At 65.6% G+C, this 19,202-nt stretch carries 21 protein-coding genes; 10 read left to right on the plus strand and 11 right to left on the minus strand.

Annotation, left to right across the window (positions count from 1 at the left end; all coding sequences use genetic code 11):
• The first annotated feature begins 198 nt into the window (after positions 1-198).
• From ACQY4G_RS15045 to ACQY4G_RS15055, 3 genes are all read left to right on the plus strand, one after another.
• Complete coding sequence (locus ACQY4G_RS15045) at positions 199-963, plus strand: hypothetical protein (RefSeq protein WP_421992051.1); 765 nt, start codon at positions 199-201, stop codon at positions 961-963.
• 62 nt (positions 964-1,025) lie between these two features.
• Entirely contained in the window at positions 1,026-1,361 is a 336-nt protein-coding gene (locus ACQY4G_RS15050; protein ID WP_421992053.1) for a hypothetical protein, read from the plus strand.
• 95 nt (positions 1,362-1,456) lie between these two features.
• Positions 1,457-2,101 (plus strand): GNAT family N-acetyltransferase, encoded by a 645-nt coding sequence (locus tag ACQY4G_RS15055; protein ID WP_421992055.1) that lies wholly within the window; start codon positions 1,457-1,459, stop codon positions 2,099-2,101.
• A gap of 19 nt (positions 2,102-2,120) precedes the next feature.
• On the opposite strand, the gene ACQY4G_RS15060 is transcribed toward ACQY4G_RS15055, so the two are convergent.
• The 4 genes from ACQY4G_RS15060 to ACQY4G_RS15075 form a co-directional block, all read right to left on the minus strand.
• Positions 2,121-2,735, minus strand: coding sequence for a TadE/TadG family type IV pilus assembly protein (locus ACQY4G_RS15060; RefSeq protein WP_234002312.1), 615 nt, complete (start codon positions 2,733-2,735; stop codon positions 2,121-2,123).
• A 13-nt stretch (positions 2,736-2,748) separates the two neighbouring features.
• Complete coding sequence (locus tag ACQY4G_RS15065; protein WP_421992057.1) at positions 2,749-3,372, minus strand: TadE/TadG family type IV pilus assembly protein; 624 nt, start codon at positions 3,370-3,372, stop codon at positions 2,749-2,751.
• Positions 3,369-4,946 carry a pilus assembly protein gene (locus ACQY4G_RS15070; RefSeq protein ID WP_421992059.1) on the minus strand — a complete coding sequence of 526 codons (1,578 nt, stop codon included), beginning with the start codon at positions 4,944-4,946 and terminating at the stop codon, positions 3,369-3,371. Before ACQY4G_RS15070 ends, ACQY4G_RS15065 begins: the two co-directional genes overlap by 4 nt.
• 229 nt (positions 4,947-5,175) lie before the next feature.
• A complete protein-coding gene (locus tag ACQY4G_RS15075) occupies positions 5,176-5,979 on the minus strand; it encodes a LysR family transcriptional regulator (protein WP_067690157.1) in 804 nt (267 codons plus the stop codon).
• A 112-nt stretch (positions 5,980-6,091) separates the two neighbouring features.
• Here ACQY4G_RS15075 and ACQY4G_RS15080 point away from each other — a divergent pair, with 112 nt between their 5' ends.
• The 3 genes from ACQY4G_RS15080 to ACQY4G_RS15090 are packed head-to-tail and all read left to right on the plus strand — an operon-like array spanning position 6,092 to position 10,255.
• The gene (locus tag ACQY4G_RS15080) at positions 6,092-8,278 is read left to right on the plus strand and encodes an RNA degradosome polyphosphate kinase (RefSeq protein ID WP_421992061.1); all 2,187 of its coding nucleotides are present in this window, start codon (positions 6,092-6,094) and stop codon (positions 8,276-8,278) included.
• A complete protein-coding gene (locus ACQY4G_RS15085) occupies positions 8,275-9,807 on the plus strand; it encodes a Ppx/GppA family phosphatase (RefSeq protein WP_421992063.1) in 1,533 nt (510 codons plus the stop codon). The genes ACQY4G_RS15080 and ACQY4G_RS15085 overlap by 4 nt, the downstream gene beginning before the upstream one ends.
• Positions 9,808-9,814: 7 nt before the next feature.
• A complete protein-coding gene (locus tag ACQY4G_RS15090) occupies positions 9,815-10,255 on the plus strand; it encodes a hypothetical protein (RefSeq protein ID WP_421992065.1) in 441 nt (146 codons plus the stop codon).
• A gap of 3 nt (positions 10,256-10,258) precedes the next feature.
• Here the strand turns inward: ACQY4G_RS15090 and apaG are convergent, their stop codons facing one another.
• Entirely contained in the window at positions 10,259-10,657 is a 399-nt protein-coding gene (apaG, locus tag ACQY4G_RS15095; RefSeq protein WP_067690444.1) for a Co2+/Mg2+ efflux protein ApaG, read from the minus strand.
• A gap of 350 nt (positions 10,658-11,007) precedes the next feature.
• Positions 11,008-11,619 (minus strand): 2-hydroxychromene-2-carboxylate isomerase, encoded by a 612-nt coding sequence (locus ACQY4G_RS15100; RefSeq protein WP_421992067.1) that lies wholly within the window; start codon positions 11,617-11,619, stop codon positions 11,008-11,010.
• Positions 11,620-11,673: 54 nt separating this feature from the next.
• On the opposite strand from ACQY4G_RS15100, the gene ACQY4G_RS15105 reads away from it, so the two are divergent.
• Positions 11,674-11,988 (plus strand): excalibur calcium-binding domain-containing protein, encoded by a 315-nt coding sequence (locus ACQY4G_RS15105; protein WP_421992069.1) that lies wholly within the window; start codon positions 11,674-11,676, stop codon positions 11,986-11,988.
• Between the two features lie 92 nt (positions 11,989-12,080).
• On the plus strand, positions 12,081-12,494 hold the full coding sequence (locus tag ACQY4G_RS15110) for a DUF6628 family protein (RefSeq protein WP_421992071.1): 414 nt from the start codon (positions 12,081-12,083) through the stop codon (positions 12,492-12,494).
• Here the strand turns inward: ACQY4G_RS15110 and ACQY4G_RS15115 are convergent.
• Both ACQY4G_RS15115 and ACQY4G_RS15120 read right to left on the minus strand, forming a co-directional pair.
• Positions 12,491-13,696 (minus strand): trans-sulfuration enzyme family protein, encoded by a 1,206-nt coding sequence (locus tag ACQY4G_RS15115; RefSeq protein WP_421992073.1) that lies wholly within the window; start codon positions 13,694-13,696, stop codon positions 12,491-12,493. The genes ACQY4G_RS15110 and ACQY4G_RS15115 overlap by 4 nt on opposite strands.
• A 102-nt stretch (positions 13,697-13,798) precedes the next feature.
• Positions 13,799-14,275, minus strand: coding sequence for a TetR/AcrR family transcriptional regulator (locus tag ACQY4G_RS15120; RefSeq protein WP_428483082.1), 477 nt, complete (start codon positions 14,273-14,275; stop codon positions 13,799-13,801).
• A gap of 67 nt (positions 14,276-14,342) precedes the next feature.
• Here ACQY4G_RS15120 and ACQY4G_RS15125 point away from each other — a divergent pair, with 67 nt between their 5' ends.
• Both ACQY4G_RS15125 and ACQY4G_RS15130 read left to right on the plus strand, forming a co-directional pair.
• The gene (locus tag ACQY4G_RS15125; protein ID WP_291173738.1) at positions 14,343-14,735 is read left to right on the plus strand and encodes a hypothetical protein; all 393 of its coding nucleotides are present in this window, start codon (positions 14,343-14,345) and stop codon (positions 14,733-14,735) included.
• A gap of 40 nt (positions 14,736-14,775) precedes the next feature.
• The gene (locus ACQY4G_RS15130; RefSeq protein ID WP_421992075.1) at positions 14,776-16,047 is read left to right on the plus strand and encodes a phospholipid carrier-dependent glycosyltransferase; all 1,272 of its coding nucleotides are present in this window, start codon (positions 14,776-14,778) and stop codon (positions 16,045-16,047) included.
• 141 nt (positions 16,048-16,188) lie between these two features.
• On the opposite strand, the gene ACQY4G_RS15135 is transcribed toward ACQY4G_RS15130, so the two are convergent.
• The 3 genes from ACQY4G_RS15135 to recO all read right to left on the minus strand — a co-directional run bounded on the left by ACQY4G_RS15135 (position 16,189) and on the right by recO (position 19,150).
• Positions 16,189-17,331: a glycosyltransferase family 2 protein gene (locus ACQY4G_RS15135; RefSeq protein WP_291175948.1), complete on the minus strand. Its 1,143-nt coding sequence runs from the start codon at positions 17,329-17,331 to the stop codon at positions 16,189-16,191.
• A gap of 32 nt (positions 17,332-17,363) precedes the next feature.
• On the minus strand, positions 17,364-18,431 hold the full coding sequence (gene leuB / locus ACQY4G_RS15140; protein WP_421992077.1) for a 3-isopropylmalate dehydrogenase: 1,068 nt from the start codon (positions 18,429-18,431) through the stop codon (positions 17,364-17,366).
• Between the two features lie 122 nt (positions 18,432-18,553).
• Positions 18,554-19,150 (minus strand): DNA repair protein RecO, encoded by a 597-nt coding sequence (recO, locus tag ACQY4G_RS15145; protein WP_421992079.1) that lies wholly within the window; start codon positions 19,148-19,150, stop codon positions 18,554-18,556.
• Positions 19,151-19,202: the final 52 nt, after the last annotated feature.

Below are 19,202 nucleotides of genomic sequence, written 5' to 3' on the forward strand. Positions count from 1 at the left end.
TCGCCGTCGTCCAGGAATCGCCGGTTTTGCTTCGCTAAACTTCGGCTTGGGCTCTGTGATTTCGCCAGCCAGAAACCATTTTCCTACTCGTCATTGCGAGCGTAGCGAAGCAATCCATCTCCCGGCGTTTCCCCTTGTTGAGAGGCCAGAAGATGGATTGCCGCGTCGCCTGCGGCTCCTCGCAATGACTGGTGAGAGATGAGCAAACCCACCCGCAAGATCGCCCGGCAGGCCACCTCCGCGGTCGCCTACGTCGCCGACGAACCCGATGCCGACGACCCCCTCCTCGCCTTCGAACCCTTCCTCCACAAGGCGCCGCGCCGCAATTCGATCACGCCCGACCTGCAGCGGCGCTTTGTCGCCACGCTTGCCGCGACCGGCATCGTCAAGGTCGCCGCCAGGCGGATCGGGAAGAGCCTCGAGGCGCTTTACAAGCTGCGTGCGCGGCGCGGGGCGGAGGGGTTTGCCGAGGCCTGGGACGCGGCGCTCGCGCGCGGGGCGGCGCGGCTGGAGGATATCGCGATGGAGCGCGCCATGCTGGGCACGCGCACGCCGATCGTCTCGGGCGGCGAAATCCTCGGCCATTGGGACAAGCCCGACAATGCGCTGCTGCGCTTCCTCCTCGCGCACCGCCTGCCCGCGCGCTATGGCTCGCAGGCGCAGGAGCTGGGGCCAGGGCATCCCGCCTATGACGAGCTGGCCGGGCAGGCGCGCGCCGAAATCGCCGAAATCCGGCGGCGGATGAGCGCGGAGGTGACCTCGCGCGCGATGGCGCTGCAGGTGTTCCGGCGCCGCCGGCTCTGGCGTCAGCGGCAGGCGGCGGGCGCGGATGCCGGCCCCATCGAGGATGCGTGGGATGCGAGCGGGCCCGACGGCTGTCCCGAGCTGCCCGACTGGGCCGGTCCCGCGATGGAACGCGCGCGCGAAATCCTCGCCGAGATGGAGGAGGACCCGCCCTTCTGACCGCAACGCCCCGTGGAACCGGCGCGGCGCCCATGCGCTGGACCGGGCAAGGAGACACGCGCTTGCCATCCGCCGAGACCGACCCGCCCCACGACGACACCGACGCCGACGACGCCGCCGCCACGCCGGCGCTCTACCTGCTGTGGCACGATCCGGCCGCTGCGCCGGAAGGGCCGCTCGACCTGCATGGAGATGCGCATCCGCTGGCCGACGGGTTGTGGCTGGTGCGCTCGGGGCTGACGCGCTCGAAGCTCTACCACCGGATCAAGCGGCAATTGCCCGAAGGCACCGCGCTCGCCTGCGCGCCGCTGGCAGATGCGCCGGAGGGCTGGCCCAAGTTCAAGGGAATGGCGCCGGGTGCGCTCGCCTGGCTGCGGAACGGTCCCGATGGGGGCTGAGCAGCGCCGCGATGCGCGCTCGCATGCCGGCGGGCGAGGCTGTATGGCGGGAGGCACGCAGGCGCCTTGCGCCGCGGTGAAGGAGGCCGGGCTCGATGGCTGAGGAAGGCGAGTTTCCCGCAGATCTGCGCTGGCAGGGCGCCTGCGGCGAGGCCTCGATCAATACGCGGCTGGAGGACGGGCGGGCTATCTGCATCCGCACCGTCTCGCCCGAGGACGAGGGGCGGCTGCGGACCGGCATCGCGCGGATGAGCCCGCGCTCGCGCTATTTGCGGTTCTTTTCCGGCGGGGCCAGCCCGCCCGACTGGGTCATCGAGCGGCTACTGGACGTCGACGGGGTGCTGCATCTCGCCTGGGGGGCGATCGACCTGTCGGACCCGGCGCAGCCCGCGATGGGCGTGGTCCATGCGATGCGGCCCGATGCGGGCGACCCGGTGGCCGAGTTCTCGGTCGGCGTGGTCGACGAGTATCACGGGCTCGGCCTGGGGCGGCTGCTGACCGCGACGCTGCTGCTCGATGCGCGCGGGCGGCTGGAGGCGCTTTCCGCGCATGTGCTGGCGGAGAACGATGCCGCGCGCGGCTTCATCCGGCGGCTGGGTGCGCAGCACGTTGGGCAGGACGGGCCGCAGGCGGAATACCGGCTCGAGATCGGTCCGGCGCTGGAGCGGCTGCGGATGGAATGCGAGCCGCCGGGGGTTGCGGACGTATTCGCCTATTTCGATGCGCTGGCGGCGGGCTGACCGCGCGCCTCGGCAGCTCTCAGCAGCTCATCACGGTGAGGCTTTGCGTATTGGTGATGGCGTTGTTCTGTCGCCCGCGCACGTTGAAGGCGCTTTCGTAACGGATCGTGGGCGGGGTGAAGAAGCCGGTCGAGACCAGCGGCTGGTAGGCATAGGTCGCCTCGACGAACATCACCGCGGTATCGGGCAGCGCGGTGATCGTGTCGGTGCCCGAGCCGAGGCCGCTTTCGAGGCTGTCGTCATCCGCCCCGTCGCCTTCCACGCCATAGGCGGGCTGGACCGTGGTGGCATCGCCCCAGCAGCGCTGCCAGACGATGGTCTGCCCCTCGTCCGAGCCGGTCTGGCCGTTGTGTTCGAGGCTGGAGAGCACGACGCGGCCATTGGCAGCGAAGTCCAGCCCGTTGCCGACATATTCGGCGCCGGTGAAGACCTCGTAGATATTCGCCTCGTCGATGCCGGTGGTCACGCGCCCGGCATTGTCGGCCACGGTCATCGCCATCTGGCTCACGCGCAAATGCGCGAGCGCGAGGTTCGACAGTTCGAGCCCGGTGAGGACGAGCGTGAGGAAGACCGGCGCGGCGAAGGCGAATTCGGTCAGCGCCAGCCCGCGCGTATCGCGCCGCAGCGCGCGCAAAGGTCGCAGCGTCCTAAGCACAGACCACCGCCGCCGTTGCCTGCTGGTCGTAGGGCTGATTGCGCACCGCGGTTTCCAGCGTGTAGTCGATCGTCGACCCGACCCCGGGCAGGAAGCCGTCGAGCGGCAGGATCCGCGGGGCGCTGATATTGGCGGTGTAGAGCACCACGTCGTCCGCCCCGCCATTGCCCGTCTTGCCGGCATCGGTATCGTAATTGCCATTGCCGTTGGCATCCTCGTAGCAATCGCCATCGGCGGCATCGAACTGGCCGTTGCCGTTATGATCGGTCATCAGCTTTTCCGGATTGCCGATATCGGAGAAGTCGAAATAGCTCTTCTGGGTAACGGTGATCGTGGCATTGGGCGCGACGTGTTCGACCGTCTCCTTGATCAGGTTTTCGACCTGCTCTTCGACCGTGCTGCCCGGCACGTTGATGATCGGAAACTCGACCGCTGCGGTACGCGCCGCATCGTTGAGCGCCCCCTGCATGGTCGCGCGCACATAGCTGTTGTAGCCAAGCTCGAGCCCGCCCATCAGCAGCAGCAGCATCGGCCCGCTGATCATCGCGAATTCGATGATCGTCGCACCGCGTTCCTCGCCGCGCAGACGGCGCGTCGTGTCGCGCAGCCGCCTCACCGCGTCAGCCTCAGATTGCCGATACCGCGCCCGATATTCTCGAAGATCTCCTCCAGGTCCGAGCCGTCGGAGGTGTAGAAATGCGCCGAACTGGTCGCGCAATCGTCGATATCGTCGGTATCGGTCACGTCGAGCGCGATCACCCATACCGTGGTGCCGGTCGATTTCACCAGGTCGCAGATCGAATGGAAGCGGTTGATGTGCTTGTCCTGCAGGCTTTCCGTACCGTCGATCCGGTCATGGTAATTGTCGATGCCATAAGCCGAATAGGTGCTGCCCGTGGTCACCAATGCGCCATCGGTCATGAAGACGATGTGCCGGTTGACCGGGACCACGCCATGCGATGTCGGATTGTCGGCCGAAAACATGCCCGTGGGCGAGAGGAAGCGCGCGCCCCACAGCATGCCGATATCGTGATAGGTATAGCCGGTGACGTTGGCGGTCGCATTGTCGATCGCTGTGTTGAAGGCGCTTTCCGAAGCATAGGTCGCCAGTTTCTGCGACTCGGACGGGCAGGCGCTCGAACTCTGGCCTTCCTGGCTTTCCGGGTCGTAGCGGCCCCACTGATAGGTCGTGTCGTTGCCATTCGACGCCACGGCGTCGATATCGTTCTGCGATACGGTCTGCAGTATCGTCACCGGGCTCACCGTCTGTCCGATGCTCGAGCGCTCCTCGATGCAACCGTCCCCGCTCTTGCGGAAATCGCGGCGGTTCTCGTTGGTCGTATTGCCCGCGCTGGCCCATTGCGTATTGTCGATATGGACCGTCTTTTCGCCCACATGCGTGAAGCTCGTGGTGCCGTATTTCGATCCGTTCCAGCCGATATAGGGGGTATCGGCTATCGTGTCGTATACCTCACCGTCGCTTTCGCAATTGTAGAGATAGCCCCACCACACGTCGCATTCGGACCATGTGAAGGTGCCGTCATTGTAGGATTGCTCTTTCAGGATGTCGCGGTTCTTCAGGCTGCGCGCGACATTGACCGTCTGCGAATAGGACACGATGCCGAAGCGGGTGATCGATCCATTGGCGCTGTCTTCCAGCGCGCGATAGAGGCCCGATGCGCCATTGCGCAGACGCACGATCTTGGTGTCGCCGCCGATCGAGGGGGAATTGGTCATCGATCCGGTCGTATCGAGCACCAGCATCACGTCGTTGTGGCCCAGATCGCGCTTGGCATCGCAATTGGCCTGGATGTCGATCGTATCGAAGCCGAAAATGTGCATCAGCGAGGTGGGGATGGCCGCGCTGGCGATGCCGATGATCTGCGAATTGTCGTTGGGGTCCTGATCGATGTCGAAAGCCAGATTCTGGGCGCCCAGCGTTCCATCGGGGAAGTTGAAATCGAAGAATTTGCGCGCTTCGGTCTCGTTGGCCGTTGTCCAGGAATTGCCATCCATCGACTGGCGTCCTGCCAGCGCCGCGGCATCGCAGGCATTCTGAAGCTTCGCCTTGGCCATATAGGCGAAGCTGAGGTCCAGCCCGCTGCCGATGACCACGACAAGCGGCACAAGCGCTGCCGCGAAGATCGCCAGCGTATTGCCTTTCGTGTCTTTCCAAAGCCTTCGCAGCATGCGGTCCATTCGGATAGCCCCCTGTGCGGTGGCGCTAGCCGGATCACCGTTAAGGGCAGTTTCTCCAGTGTGGTTAACGGACCCCTAAAATTCGAGAATCCGGGAAAACCGCCGCGCAGTCATCGATGCCATGAATTGCTCGAAGCGAGCCGAAAGGATCCCCTCACGCCGAAACCGCTTGCGAATGGATCGGAGATTCCACGCGCCAAATCGCCTCAATTCGCGAATGTCATTTGGATTGCGATAGAAACGCAACCAAGGCCTTGACCTTCTTCGTCCGCCATTGCGGCGTCGGTGCCACCAGCCAATAGGCGCGCGTACCGGTATCCGGCCCGTCGAGCACTTCGAGCTTGCCGCCGTCGATCGATTCCTTGGCCAGCAATTCGGGCAGGATCGCCTTGCCCAGCCCTGCGAGTGCCGAAGACAACGCCTGTCCGGCGTTCGACACCGTGACATGCGCAGCTACGCCATCCTGCAACGGCAGGCCCCAGTCGATCCACTTGTCGGGCGCGCCGCCGTTATCCTTTGGCCGTGCCACCGTAACCCGGCGGGCTTCGTCGAGTTCGATACCCTGGAGATCGCCCGGACCGTCGACCAGCCGGATCGCGCAATCGAGATTGGCTTCGGTGAAATCGGCGTTCTCATCGGCGACGAACACGAATTTGATATCCGGGTTCTCTTCGCCGAATTTGGCCAGGCGCGGTGCAAGCCACTGCGCATAGAATTCGCGCGGACAGGCAATGGTGTAGCTGTCGGAAGCCTGCCCTGCCTGCATGGCGGACACGCTTTCCTCGAATTTGAGGAATCCTTCACGCAATGCGTCCAGGCCGGCCGCGCCTTCCTGCGTGAGTTCCAGCCCCTTGCTGGTGCGGCGGAACAGAACGGTGCCCAGGTGATCTTCCAGCGCCCTGATCTGCTGGCCCACGGCGGCTGGCGTTACTGCCAGCTCGTCCGCGGCGCGGGTGAAGGACAGATGCCGGGCAGCGGCATCGTAAACGCGCAGGGCGTTGAGAGGCAGATGGGTGCGCTTCATGGTGCAATGCGACATAAATGCGGCACGCGCAGGAAACAAGATGCGATGGCCAGACCTTTCCTTTAGCGAGCCGCTAGAGCATCTTGTAACCGAACCGTCATATCCGAGGACCATGCCCGAAAGCCGCACCAGCATGACTGCCGAAGCATCCCCGAGCATCCCGGCAAACGACGCCGGAATCGACGCGCCCGTCGCGCCGGCGGATCGCTACACCAATCGTGAACTCAGCTGGCTTTCGTTCAACCGCCGCGTGCTCGCCGAGAGCGAGAACGAGCGTTACCCGCTGCTGGAGCGCCTGCGTTTCCTGTCGATATCGGCGAGCAATCTCGACGAGTTCACGATGGTCCGCATCGCCGGGCTCGAAGGGCAGGTCCAGCGCGGCATCGAGACGCAGGGGATCGACGGCACCAGCCCGCGCCAGCAGCTCGCGGCGATCCGCGAGCAATTGCTCAGGCTGGAAGATCGCCAGCAGGAAAGCCTCGAAACGCTTCGCGGGCTGCTCGCCGACGAAGGCATCGTGCTCGCCGCGATCGACGATCTGACGAAGAGCCAGCTCAAATGGCTCGGCGAATATTTCGAAAGCGATATTCTGCCGCTGATCACGCCGCAGGCGATCGATCCCAGCCACCCCTTCCCCTTCGTTGCCAATAAGGGGATCGGCGTGATTTTCCGCCTCAAACGCGGGCGGCGCAAGGCGGACCTGATCGAGATGGTCCTCATCCCCAGCGGCGCCCCCCGCTTCGTCCGCGTGCCCGGGCAGAAAGCCGTCTATGTCACGATCGAACAGCTCGTGACGCGCTTTGCGGACCAGCTGTTTCCCGGCTTCAAGATCCTCGGCGACGGGATCTTCCGCGTGCTGCGCGACAGCGATATCGAGGTCGAGGAGGAGGCCGAGGATCTGGTGCGCTTTTTCCGCACCGCGATCCAGCGGCGTCGGCGCGGGCACGTTGTGCTGCTCGAACTCGACGAGGAATGCGACGAGGGCGCCGAAGCGCTGCTGCGCGAACAGCTCGAGGTCGAGGAGGAGATGATCGTCAAGAGCGACGGGATGCTCGGGCTCGCCGATCTCGGCACGATCTGCAGCGAACCGCGCCCCGACCTCAAGTTCGAACCCTTCAGCCCGCGCTATCCCGAGCGCATCCTCGAGCATGACGGCGACTGCTTCGCCGCGATCCGCGAGAAAGACATCGTCATCCACCACCCGTTCGAGAGCTTCGACGTGGTGGTCGATTTCCTGCGCCAGGCGGCGCGCGATCCGGCGGTCGTCTCGATCAAGCAGACGCTCTATCGCGCGGGCGACCAGTCGCCGGTGATCGCTGCGCTGATCGAGGCGGCACAGGCGGGCAAGGCGGTGACCGCGGTGGTCGAGTTGAAGGCGCGCTTCGACGAGGAGCGCAACATCCACTGGGCGAGCGAGCTGGAACGCGCGGGCGTGCAGGTGATCTACGGCTTTACCGAATGGAAGACCCACGCCAAGGTCAGCCTGGTGGTGCGCCGCGAGGAAGACGGCTATCGCACCTACTGCCATTTCGGCACGGGCAACTACCACCCGATCAACGCGAAGATCTACACCGACCTCAGCTTCTTCACCGCCGATCCGGCATTGGGGCGCGATGCGGCGAAGATGTTCAATTTCATCACCGGCTACATCGAGCCCGACGATCTGGAACGGATCGTGCTGTCGCCGAACGGCATGCAGGAAAAGCTGTTCGCGCTGATCGACCGCGAGATCGCCAATGCCGAGGCGGGCAAGCCGGCCGGCATCTGGGTGAAGCTCAATTCGATCACCAACAAGGCGATGATCGACAAGCTCTACGAAGCCAGCCAGGCAGGGGTCGAGATCCGCATGGTTGTCCGCGGCATCTGCAGCCTGCGCGCCGGCCTGCCCGGCCTTTCGGAAAATATCAGCGTCAAGTCGATCATCGGCCGCTTTCTCGAACATTCGCGCGTCTGGGCCTTCGCCAACGGCAAGGCGCTGCCGAGCCGCCAGGCAAAGGTCTACGTCACCAGCGCCGATGCGATGAGCCGCAATCTGCTGCGCCGCGTGGAAGTGATGGTGCCGATCACCAACAAGACCGTCCACGATCAGGTTCTGGGACAAGTCATGCTTGCCAATATTCTCGATACCGAACAGAGCTGGGAGCTTGAGCCCGACGGGCAGTATCGGCGCATCCGACAGGGCGAAGGCGGCTTCAACTGCCACGAATATTTCATGGCCAACCCCTCGCTGTCCGGGCGCGGCGCGGCGCTCGAAGACCATGAAGTGCCGCGCCTGACGCTGCGGGGTGCCGGCAAGTGAACAAATCGCGTTCGGCCAAATGGCAGCGCCGCCTGATCCAGCCTCCCCGCGCGGTGATCGACATCGGCTCGAACACGGTGCGCATGGTGATCTACGAAGGCACCGCCCGCGCCCCCGAAGTGGTGTGGAACGAGAAGGTCGCCGCGCGTCTCGGTCGCGACCTGTCTGAAACCGGGCGTATTCCGGAGGAGGCTGCCGAAGAGGCGCTGGCCGCGCTCGCCCGCTATGCGCTGATTATCGGCGATCTGGGAATCGAAGACGTCCAGACCGTCGCCACGGCGGCGGCGCGCGATGCGGAAAACGGCGCGGAATTTCTCGGCCGTGTGGCCGATCTCGGCCTGGAACCGCGCCTGCTTTCGGGCGAGGAAGAGGCCTGCGCCTCGGCCATGGGCGCGCTGGGTGCGTTCCCGGGCGCGAGGGGCGTGGTCGCCGATCTGGGCGGAGGCAGCCTCGAACTGGTATCGGTCGCCGATAACGAGTGCCACGAGGCATCGAGCCTGGCGCTCGGGACGTTGCGCCTCCCCGCGCTGCGCGCCGACGGGCCGGATGCCTTCGAAGCCGCGGTACACGACCATCTGGCCTCGGTCGGTTGGGCCGCGGCGCATCCCGGGCCGATGTATATGATCGGCGGCACCTGGCGGGCCCTGGCCGCCTATGCGATGCGCTATTTCGACTATCCGCTGACCGATCCGCATGGCTTTACCCTGCTTCCGGACGACGCGCGGCGCCTGGCCAAGGAGCTGGTCGACGCAAAACCCGAAAGGCTGATGGAGATCAGCGGCATCAGCCCGATGCGCGCGCATTACCTGCCCGATGCCGCCGCCCTGCTGCGCCCGCTGCTCGACGAGATCGAGCCCGACGAGCTGGTGTTCTCCTCCTGGGGCATCCGCGAAGGCCTGCTCTACGAACGGCTCGAGCCGGCGCAGATGAAGGCCGACCCGCTGCTGGCCGGGGTCACCGCCTATGCCGAGCCGCGCGATGCCTCGATCACCGAGGCGACGCTGCTAGTCGCGTGGACGGTGGAACTGGCGGATGGCGACGGCAGCGTGAACGAGCGGTTGCGGCTGGCTGCGGCGCAACTGTCCGGCGCGCTCCAGCGGGTGGAGCCCAATCTGAGGGTCAGCCACGCGATCGAATGGGCGCTGGGCAAGCGCTGGATCGACCTCGACGCGCGCGGCCGCGCGATGATCTGCGCCGCCCTGTTCGGCAGCATGGGCCGCACCGAACTGCCGGAGAAACTGCGCGAACTCGCCAGCGACGACGATCTGCGCGAAGGCATGACCTGGGGACTGGGCTATCGCCTGGCCCGCCGCCTCGGCGGGGGCAGCCGGGTCTCGCTCACCACCAGCGCATTGCGCCGCAAGAAGAAGAGCCTCGTGCTCCGGCTCGACGAAAGCCGCGCCGCGCTGGCCAATTATCCGGCGACCCAGGATTTCGAGATCCTCGCCACGTGGCTCGACCTCAAGCCGAAGATCAAGATCGGAAGCTTCGACTTTTCCGGTATCGAGGATGAAGAGGAAGAGGAGTAGCGCCCCCGTGCAAACGCGGGTTTCGAGCGTGTTCGAGGCGGACCCGCAGCGGGTCTGGGATCTTGTTCGCCGGTCGGATACACTGGACTTCGTCGCCTCGCCGATCCTCGCCTTCCATCCCCATGACGGCGCTTTTCCCGAGACGTGGGCGGAAGGTCGCTACCGGGCTTCGCTCCGGCTGTTGGGCATTATCCCGCTGGGCAGCCAGACCATCGGGATCGAGTTTCCCGAGGGCCCCGAAGGGATGGTCCTGCGCGACAACGGATCGGGCCACCTGGCGAAGACCTGGGATCACTGGATCTTTGTCCGGCCCGCGCCCGGCGGCAGGACGCACTACACCGACCGGATCGATGTCGCCGCCGGGATCCTCACACCCTTCGTGCTCGCCTTCGTGCGGATTTTCTACGCTCACCGACAGCGACGCTGGCGCCGGTTGCTGCGCGCTTGACGATCAATCAGCGGTGGCAGGCGCCGCGAGCGGGAAGAAGGGGATGCGCACTTCCAGCGGCGAGCCATCTTCGGCGTGGAAGGTATAGAAGCCTTCCATCGACCCATGCGGCGTGTCGAGCGGGCAGCCGGAAACATAATCATGGCTCTGCCCGGGCATCAGAACCGGCTGTTCGCCGACCACGCCGTCACCATCGACATGGCTGACCGTGCCCGCGCCATCGGTGATGCGCCAGTGGCGCGTCATCAGCTGGACGCGCTCGTGAGAGCCGTTCTCGATACGGATGTGATAGACCCAGAACCACTTGCCCGCATCCGGGCGCGATTGCTCGGGCAGGAAATTGACCGCCACCCGGACGGTGATCCCGTCGGTAATGGCGGCATGCTGGAAGAGTTCCTTTATCACAGGTCCAGTTTAAAGCCGCAGCCTCGCTGCGCAAGCGCTACGCGGCAAATTTCCCCTGCCTGGCGGTATAATCGGGCTTTCAAACAATGGTTAAGATGGGTTTACGGCGAATTATGACAAAATTCTAACCGCCAGCCGTTCATTGTCGCAAGGCTATCCCCGACGGATTCGGCCTGCCGACACGACTGGTCGGTCGCATTGAGTTGCCGGGGCGGCACATTTGGCAAGCGGGGACCTTGGGACATGCTATTCGCCTTCATCCGACGCCTGAAACGCGATCGCGGCGGCGATTGCATCGCCACCCTGGCGCTCGCCCTGCCCTATCCCGCGCTGCTGCTCCTCGCCGCTTAGGGTTTGCCGCCCGAGAGATATTCCTCGAGCTGGCCCAGGCGTTCCTTGCCGAACCACATCTCGCCATCGACGTAGAAGGTCGGGATACCGAAGGCGCCGCGCTGCACGGCGTGTTCGGTGTTCTCGGCAAGCTTCGCCTTGACGTCGGGGTCCTGCGTGGCTGCCAGAAGGCGTTCGGCATCGAGGCCGGCTTCGGCCAATTCCCGCCCGACCGCTTCGGCATCGCTGCAATCGATATTGCGTTCCCACACCGCGGGGAGCAGTGCGTCCACGATCGCGCGCCGCTCCGCCTCGTCGTGCGCGGCGACCAGGACGCGCTGGAGCAGGATCGAGTTGAACGGCAGCGCGGGATGCATCCTGAACCTGTCCATCGCATGCCGGTCGAGGAAGCGCTGGAACTCGAGCGCGGCATAGGCGACCTTGCCCTTGACTTCGGCATCGCGGATCATCGGCGGGGCATTGCCGGTGAGCTTGTGCATTCCGCCGAGGAAGACCGGCGTCACGGTGAGCTGCGCCCCGGTCCGCGCGACGATGTCCTTGAGCGGATACCACGCAAGATAGCCGTTCGGCGCGCCGAAATCGAAGATGTATTCGATGGTCTTGGTCATCAATGGGCCTCCCTTTTCTGGGAGCGATACCGATTTCGTGCTAAGGATACGAGGATGAAACGCCTCGTGCTGCTCTTGCCGCTGACGCTACTCGCCAGCCCGCCTTCGCCGGCATTCGCCCATCCGGGCGGATTGAATGCCGAGGGCTGTCACAACAATCGCAAGACGGGCGACTATCATTGTCACCGCAATCGCCGCGCGACGCAGCAGGCCCCCGCATCGCGGATCGAAGGCGGGGTCTATTTTGCGAATTGCGATGCCGCGCGGGCCGCCGGCGCAGCGCCGATCCATCGCGGCCAGCCCGGCTACCGCCGCGCGCTCGACCGCGACAACGACGGAGTGGCCTGCGAGCCCTACCTCGGACGCTAGCCCCGGAAGATAGAAGATATCGGAGAGGGCGTTCTTCGATTCTTACTTGCGAATGATTTGCAGTAGCATATCATGGCGGGAAAGGAGATCGCATGGCCCATTCGCATGATTCGACCACTCTCGACCTTCCGCTACCCGCGCGGCGGCACCAGACATTGGGGCTTGTGCTCATCCGCAGGCTGGCCGGACACGGGTTGAGCGATGCCCGCGCGACGATGTTGGCGCTCGACGCGGCCGGGAGCGAGTTCCGCAAATTGTTGCTGCTGGCCCGCGCACTCGTGGTCGATCTCGCCCGCACATCGCGTCGCCGGATCCTGCTCGCACCGTGTTGCGCAGCGGGAATGACACGCGATGAAGGCCTGCTGATGGCGCTGATCGGCGGCGCCGGTCTCGATGTCCATGGTGTGCTGACCGACGATGCACGCTGCCCCGTGGCGATGTCCGCCGCGCATGCACTGGGCGAGGAACTCGAGCGGATCGCGATCCGCAACGGCTGGCGTCACTAGAGCCCTGCGGCCGACAGCGCGCGGTCGAGGTCTTCCTGCAGGTCCTCGACACCTTCCAGCCCGACGTTGATGCGCAGCAGGCCTTCGGTCACGCCCATCGCGTCGCGATCCTCCTGCGTCATCCCGGCATGCGTGGTGCTGGCCGGATGGCACATCAGGCTGCGCGCATCGCCGATATTGTTCGAGATATCGACCAATTCCAGCGCATCGAGAATGGCGAAAGCGGTTGCCCGGTCGCCGACATCGAAGGCGAAGATCGGGCCGGTTGCGACCATCTGGCTGGTGGCCAGCGCGTGGCGCGGGTGGCTCGGCAGGCCGGGGTGCAGCATTTTCGGCACGCGCGGCTCGATGAAGCTGCCCAGCGCGACCGCATTTTCGCTCTGGCGGCGCGCGCGCAGGTCGAGCGTCTCCAGTCCCTTGAGCACCACCCAGGCGTTGAAGGGCGCGCAATTGGGCCCGGTGTTGCGCTGGAACGGCAGCAACACTTCCTCGATCCATTCCCGGCTGCCGCAGACCGCGCCCGCGAGCACCCGGCCCTGCCCGTCCATCAGCTTGGTGGCGCTGTAGGCGACCACGTCCGCGCCGAAATCGAGCGGCTTCTGCAATGCGCTGGTGGCAAAGGCATTGTCGACCACGGTGGTGATGCCATGCGCCTTCGCAAGCCCGCAGACATGCGCGAGATCGACCACGTCGAGCGTCGGGTTGGCAGGCGTTTCGAAGAAGAACGCCTTGGTGTTAGGCCGGATCGCGGCCTCCCAGGCTTCGTCGTCGGCGCTGTCGATGACGGTGGTTTCGATTCCGAAGCGCGGCAGCAAATGGTCGAGCAGCCAGCGGCACGAGCCGAAAGCGGCTCGCGCACCGACCACATGGTCGCCCGCCGATAGCTGGCACAGAAGCGCGGTGGTCATCGCGGCCATCCCGCTCGCCTGCGCGCGGCACGCCTCGGCGCCTTCCATCAGCGCGATGCGTTCCTCGAGCATGGCGACCGTCGGATTCTGCAGGCGCGAATAGGTCATGCCGGGGGCATCGCCGGCAAAGCGATCGGCCACCGTCTGTGCATCGTCATAGGTATAGCCGCTGGTGAGGAACAGCGCCTCGCTGGTCTCGCCATGCTCGGATCGCCAGGTGCCGCCGCGCACCGCCTGCGTCGCGGGGCGCCATTTCGAGGTAATCGAGCGGTCGGTGCCGGTGATCTTCTTCATGGGGGGCGGGATAGCACGGCGTACCCGCTCGGCAAGCGGGTCAGCCTTCCAAGGCAGCAAGTCCCGCTTCGCCGACATCGCCAAGGCCGAGCGCATCCAACATCAGTGCGCCCTCCACCGCAAGCGCGACAAGCTTGGCCCCTGCGCGGGATCGGGATCGTCGGGAGGCAGGTAAGCGGCAAACCAGTCGAGCTGGCTGTCCATCATCGCCGCAGCGCTTGCGCGAAAGGCGGCATCGCCCTTGGCTGCGCCCGCGACGATTTCCCACCACAGCCTCAGGAATGGCGCGAACATGGGCGCTCGCCCGATCGCCAGCAGGCGCTGCGCACAGTCGCGCCGCGACGTGGCAGGCTCGGTGGGATAGGCCATTTCGAGCGCGCCCGAATACATGCCCGCGACGTGTTCGAGCAGCGCCGTCACGAGGCCGTCCTTCGATCCGAAGTGATAGATCAGCATCCGATCGCTCGTGCCGGCAGCCTTGGCGAGGGGGCGCAGGCTGGCCCCTGCCAACCCATGCTCCAGCACATGGGTTGCCAGCTTGGGAAGCAGCGTTTCGCGGGACAGGCGAGGATCGGCCATTGACTAAATGTAGCACATGCTACATTGAAGGTCTGTAGCACTCGCTACATCGCATCGGGAGCCTGTCATGACCACGCTTGAAATCCTTTTCGTCCTCGGCGCTGTCGGAGCGCTGCCTGCCGTGCTTCTTCTGGCATTGCGCGGCCGAGTGCAAGAAAGCTGGTCGATGGCAGCCGTGCTTGCCGCCGGTTTCATCATCTTCAGTGCATTTCCCATCGTACAGGACGGTGTGCTCGGCTTCCTGCCCAACCACACGCAGGACCTGTGGGGCACGCAGGTATGGTACGATCTCGTGATCGTGGTCGTCGTCGCGCTCGTATTCATCGTGCCGCGCGCCCGGGCGGTGGGCATGAATGTCCCCCTGTGGGTACTGGCGGTCGGCATGACGGCATCGATTTCCCTCCTGCCGATGGTTGCACGGCTGTTCTGGCTGGAAAAGCGTGCGCGCGCGGAAGCTTAGCGCTTGAAGCGGGCGCGGCGGCTTTCTAAACCGCCGCGCCATGAGCCGCGCGCCCGAGCAACCGAGGGATCCCATTCGCTGGTGCGCCGCGCTGGCGCTGGTCTTCTGGCTTGCCTGCCTTCCCCACCTGACCGTCGTCGTGAAACCCTATTTCGACGAGGTCCATTACCTGCCCGCCGCGCGCGAGCTGCTGGTGCTGGGCGAGTTCACCAATCGCGAGCATCCGCTGCTGGGCAAGCAGCTGATCGCTGTCGGCATCGCGCTCTTCGGGGACAATCCGTGGGGCTGGCGCCTGCTGCCGACGCTGTTCGGCACGCTGGCGCTGTTCGCTGGGATGCGCGCACTGTGGTTCGGTACGCTCAGTCGCTTTGCCACGCTCGCCTATGGCGTATTGCTGGCCACCGGCTTCCACCTGTTCGTCCACGCGCGCATCGCGATGCTGGATATCTTCTATCTTGCGTTTCTGAGCCTTGCCGCATGGCAATTCACCGCCGCGATCCGCCAGCCCGAACAGGGCCGCTGGCGGCTGGCGCTGACCGGCATCGCGCTGGGCCTGGCGATGGGCGCTAAGTGGAATGCGCTGGTGGTCGCGATGGTGCCAGGCCTCGTGTTCTTCTTCGCGCGGGCCGCTGCGGGGCGCCGCCGCCTGTTCCTAAGCCGCCGGGGCGCGCCAGTGCCGGGCACCACGCTGGTCGAGGCCGCGCTGTGGCTCGGCGCGGTGCCGCTGGCGGTCTATGCCGCAACCTACCTGCCGGCCTACTTCTTCCGCTTCCATCCGATCACCGAAGGGCTGGTCTACCACCACCAGTTCATGCTCTCGCAGCAGGAACAGGTGCTCAAGCCGCACCCCTACCAGTCGAGCTGGGAGCAATGGGTGCTGAACGCGCGCTCGATCTGGTACCTCTACGAGCCGGTCGAGGGCGTGCAGCGCGGCATCATGCTGATCGGCAATCCGCTGACCATGCTGCTGGGCCTGCCCGCGCTGGCCTGGTGCGCCTGGCACGGCATGCTCCGCCGCCACTGGGCCGCGCTGGGCGTGAGTGTGCTCTATGCGGTGAGCCTCGGCTTCTGGATCGTCGCGAGCAAGCCGGTGCAGTTCTATTATCACTATGCCCTGCCCGCGATGGCCTTGCTCGCCGCGCTGGCGCTCGCCTGCGATGCGCTGTGGCAGAATGGCTGGCGCAAGACCGCGCTGGCGCCGGTGGTGGGCAGCGTCCTGGTGTTCGGCTGGTTCTACCCGATCATCAGCGGCGCGCCGCTGGTCGGGCCGGATAGTTTTGCCGTGTGGACCTGGCTGGACAGTTGGAGGTGAATGGCCTCCCCCATCGGGGGAGGGGGACCATGCGCAGCATGGTGGAGGGGCACCTGCAGCTGATCCGAACCATTCAGGTACGGAACGTTTGAAAGTGCCCCTCCACCACCTTCGGTGGTCCCCCTCCCCGTTTCGGGGAGGTCAGTAACGACCCCACACGAAGCGGCTCGAGAGCGCGTAGTTCCATACCGAACCGATGCCGATGCCGACCAGCGCGGCGAAGACTTCGTGCAGGCCGCGATCGTGCAGGGTCGTGGCCACGGCGACATTGGCGAAAGCGCCGATCGAGCAGGCGGCGATGAAGCTGACCCAGCCCCAGAACACCTTGTTCGCCTCTTTCAGGCGCCGGTCGCGATAGGTGAGGAAGTTGTTGAGCCAGAAATTGAAGGTCATCGCCCCGAAGGTCGCGACCGCCTGGCTCCAGCTGAAATTCGTGCCCGCGACCAACAGGAAAACGTAAAGAATGGCCATGTGGACGAGGATGCCGAGCGCGCCGACCGTGCCGAACAGCGCGAATCGCGTCGGGATGATCCGCCCGAAGCTCTTGTCGTAAAGGCCGGCGAGGAAATCGAGCGCGATCGCGCGGTCGAGCTTCGATTCGCCGGAGCGGCGGGCGGAGAAGTTCATCGGAAAATCCTTCACCTTGAGCGGTGTGTCGGAAGTGGCCAGCAGGTCGAGCAGGATCTTGAAGCCGATTCCCGACAGGTTGGGCACCAGGCGCCGCGCGGTCGCGGTCGGCAGCAGGAAGAAACCGCTCATCGGGTCGCTCAATTCGACCCCCGTCAGCTTGCGGGCGAGGAAATTCGCGACGCTCGACAGCTTCTCGCGGTCGGGACGGCCCCATTCCTCCATGCTCGCGCCCTCGGCGAAGCGGCTCGCCACGGCGACCTCGGCCTCGCCCGATTTGACGCTCGCGAGCATGTCGACGAGCAGCTTGGGATCGTGCTGGTGGTCGGCGTCCATCACCGCCACATAGGGCGCGGCGGTGGCGCAGAAGCCCTCGATCGCGGCGCTCGACAACCCCCGGCGGCCGATCCGCTGGATCACGCGCACGCGCGGGTCGGACAGCGACAGGCGGCGTGCCTCGTCGCTGGTCCCGTCGGAGGAATTGTCGTCGACGATCAGCACTTCCCAGCCGCTCTTGCCCAGCGCGCCCTCGATCCGCTCGACCAGCGGGGCGAGATTGTCGCGCTCGTTGAGCGTCGGCAGGATGATGGCGAGGTCCAGCGGACGGGCGCTGGCAGCGTCGGCGGTGGCCAGGTCGGGCTGCGTCTGCGGAGTCATATCCATTGCTTGACCCGGTTATGCGCCATTCCTCAAGATATGGTTACAATCTTCCTAACAATCGCGTCGCCGATCTCTGCGGTGGAGGCGCTGCCGCCGAGGTCGGCGCCGAACACGCCATCGGCGAGGATAGCCTCGACCGCGCGCTCGATCCGCACGGCATCCTCCTCTCGGCCGAGCGAGTGGCGCAGCAGCATGGCGAGGCTGAGCACGGCGGCCACCGGATTGGCCTTGCCCTGCCCCGCAATGTCGGGGGCACTGCCGTGGATCGGCTCGTAGAGACCGAAGGTGCCGTGCTCGGTCTGCCGCTCTCCGAGGCTGGCGCTGGCAAGTAGGCCGATCGACCCGACGCAGGCGCTCGCCTGGTCGGACAGGATATCGCCGAACAGGTTACCGGTGACGATGGTGTCGAACTGGCCGGGCGTTTTGACCAGCTGCATCGCGGCATTGTCGACATACATGTGGTCGAGTTCGACCTCGGGATAGTCCTGCGCCACCTCGATCACAGTCTCGCGCCAGATGCGGCTGGTTTCGAGGACATTGGCCTTGTCTACGCTGGTGAGGCGTTTGTCGCGGCCCATCGCGGCGCGGAAGGCGGTGTGTGCGATGCGGCGTACTTCCGCTTCGTTATAGGACATGGCGTCCCAGCCCTCGCGCCCGCCGTCGCTGTCGCGTTCACCCTTGGCGCCGAAATAGACGTCGCCGTTGAGCTCGCGCACGACGAGCAGGTCGATGCTGCGCGCAACCTCGGGCTTCAATGACGAGAGGTGTTCGAGCCCGGGAAAGCCCGCCGCTGGACGCAGATTGGCGAACAGGCCCAGCTCGCTGCGCAGGCCGAGGATCGCCTGTTCGGGCCGCAGGTCGCGCGGCAAATCGTCGCAGGAAAAATCGCCCACCGCGCCGAACAGCACCGCATCGGCGGCGCGCGCCATTTCCAGCGTTTCTTGCGGAAGCGGATGGCCGTGGCGGCGGTAGGCGGCGGCGCCGACGTCGCCCTCGAACAGCGTCAGGCCTGGTAGCGACAGCGTTTCGAGCACGCGCAGGGCCTGCGCCGTAACCTCGGGACCGATCCCGTCGCCTGCGAAAACTGCAATCTTCAAGCCAGGTTCTCCGCCTCTGTCGCTCCTGCGCAGGCAGGAACCCATCTGCCCCCTCGGAGCGTTCAACTGCCGCTACCTAGGCCCCTGCCTGCGCAGGGGCGACGAACCTTATTTGAAGGCCGCTAAACCATCCGTGCCAGCCGCTGCCTGAGCAGGTGCCGTGCAGCTAGGACGTCGGCGCGGGTGTCGGCAAGCAGGTAGCGCGCGATAAGCGGCTCCTGGCGGTCGAGAATTTCCAAGGCCTGCCCAAGACCCGCTATGTCGGGACGCTCTCCGCCATAGCCGAGCTCGCGCAAGAGCAGCGCCTCGTAGATCGCCAGTGCCTCGATCCATTGCCGCGCAGTCTCGGCCGAGCAGATGGCGTCGAGCAGCCCGCCGAGCGCCGCGTAGAGCGTGGGATAGGCATTGCGTTCGGGCAGCGCTGCGGCGGTGAGCGCGGTCACCCATGCGATGGCGGCGGAGGGCAGCGGTTCGGACAGCCATGGTCCGCGGCTCTGCACCAGCTCCAGCCGCGCGAAAGGAAGCTGGCTATCGGACTTGGCGCGGATCTCGGCCTGGACGAGATTGCCGGGGATCACCACCGGCCGCAGCTGCCGCCCGCGCCCGCCCGCGACATAGGCCGCGACGACACCGCTCTCCTCGGTCAGCAAGCGCGCGATCACCGCCGTCTCCCCATGCGGGCGCGCGGCGATAAGAATGGCGGGTGCGGTGAGGTGCATGGGCTGTCCTCTAATCCCATCCGTCGCCCCTGCGAAGGCAGGGGCCCAGATA

Origin of the sequence: Qipengyuania sp., assembly GCF_965277845.1 — a bacterium.
Lineage (GTDB): Bacteria > Pseudomonadota > Alphaproteobacteria > Sphingomonadales > Sphingomonadaceae > Qipengyuania.

Bases quoted from the DNA above. Each gene is read 5' to 3' on its own strand.
- ACQY4G_RS15125 (WP_291173738.1), top strand. From the start codon at position 14,343: ATGACCACGCTTGAAATCCTTTTCGTCCTCGGCGCTGTCGGAGCGCTG.
- ACQY4G_RS15105 (WP_421992069.1), top strand. From the start codon at position 11,674: ATGAAACGCCTCGTGCTGCTCTTGCCGCTGACGCTACTCGCCAGCCCG.
- ACQY4G_RS15120 (WP_428483082.1), bottom strand. From the start codon at position 14,275: ATGGCCGATCCTCGCCTGTCCCGCGAAACGCTGCTTCCCAAGCTGGCA.
- ACQY4G_RS15075 (WP_067690157.1), bottom strand. From the start codon at position 5,979: ATGAAGCGCACCCATCTGCCTCTCAACGCCCTGCGCGTTTACGATGCC.
- ACQY4G_RS15110 (WP_421992071.1), top strand. From the start codon at position 12,081: ATGGCCCATTCGCATGATTCGACCACTCTCGACCTTCCGCTACCCGCG.
- ACQY4G_RS15130 (WP_421992075.1), top strand. From the start codon at position 14,776: ATGAGCCGCGCGCCCGAGCAACCGAGGGATCCCATTCGCTGGTGCGCC.
- ACQY4G_RS15080 (WP_421992061.1), top strand. From the start codon at position 6,092: ATGCCCGAAAGCCGCACCAGCATGACTGCCGAAGCATCCCCGAGCATC.
- ACQY4G_RS15055 (WP_421992055.1), top strand. From the start codon at position 1,457: ATGGCTGAGGAAGGCGAGTTTCCCGCAGATCTGCGCTGGCAGGGCGCC.
- ACQY4G_RS15135 (WP_291175948.1), bottom strand. From the start codon at position 17,331: ATGACTCCGCAGACGCAGCCCGACCTGGCCACCGCCGACGCTGCCAGC.
- recO (WP_421992079.1), bottom strand. From the start codon at position 19,150: ATGCACCTCACCGCACCCGCCATTCTTATCGCCGCGCGCCCGCATGGG.
- ACQY4G_RS15070 (WP_421992059.1), bottom strand. From the start codon at position 4,946: ATGCTGCGAAGGCTTTGGAAAGACACGAAAGGCAATACGCTGGCGATC.
- ACQY4G_RS15045 (WP_421992051.1), top strand. From the start codon at position 199: ATGAGCAAACCCACCCGCAAGATCGCCCGGCAGGCCACCTCCGCGGTC.
- ACQY4G_RS15100 (WP_421992067.1), bottom strand. From the start codon at position 11,619: ATGACCAAGACCATCGAATACATCTTCGATTTCGGCGCGCCGAACGGC.
- ACQY4G_RS15115 (WP_421992073.1), bottom strand. From the start codon at position 13,696: ATGAAGAAGATCACCGGCACCGACCGCTCGATTACCTCGAAATGGCGC.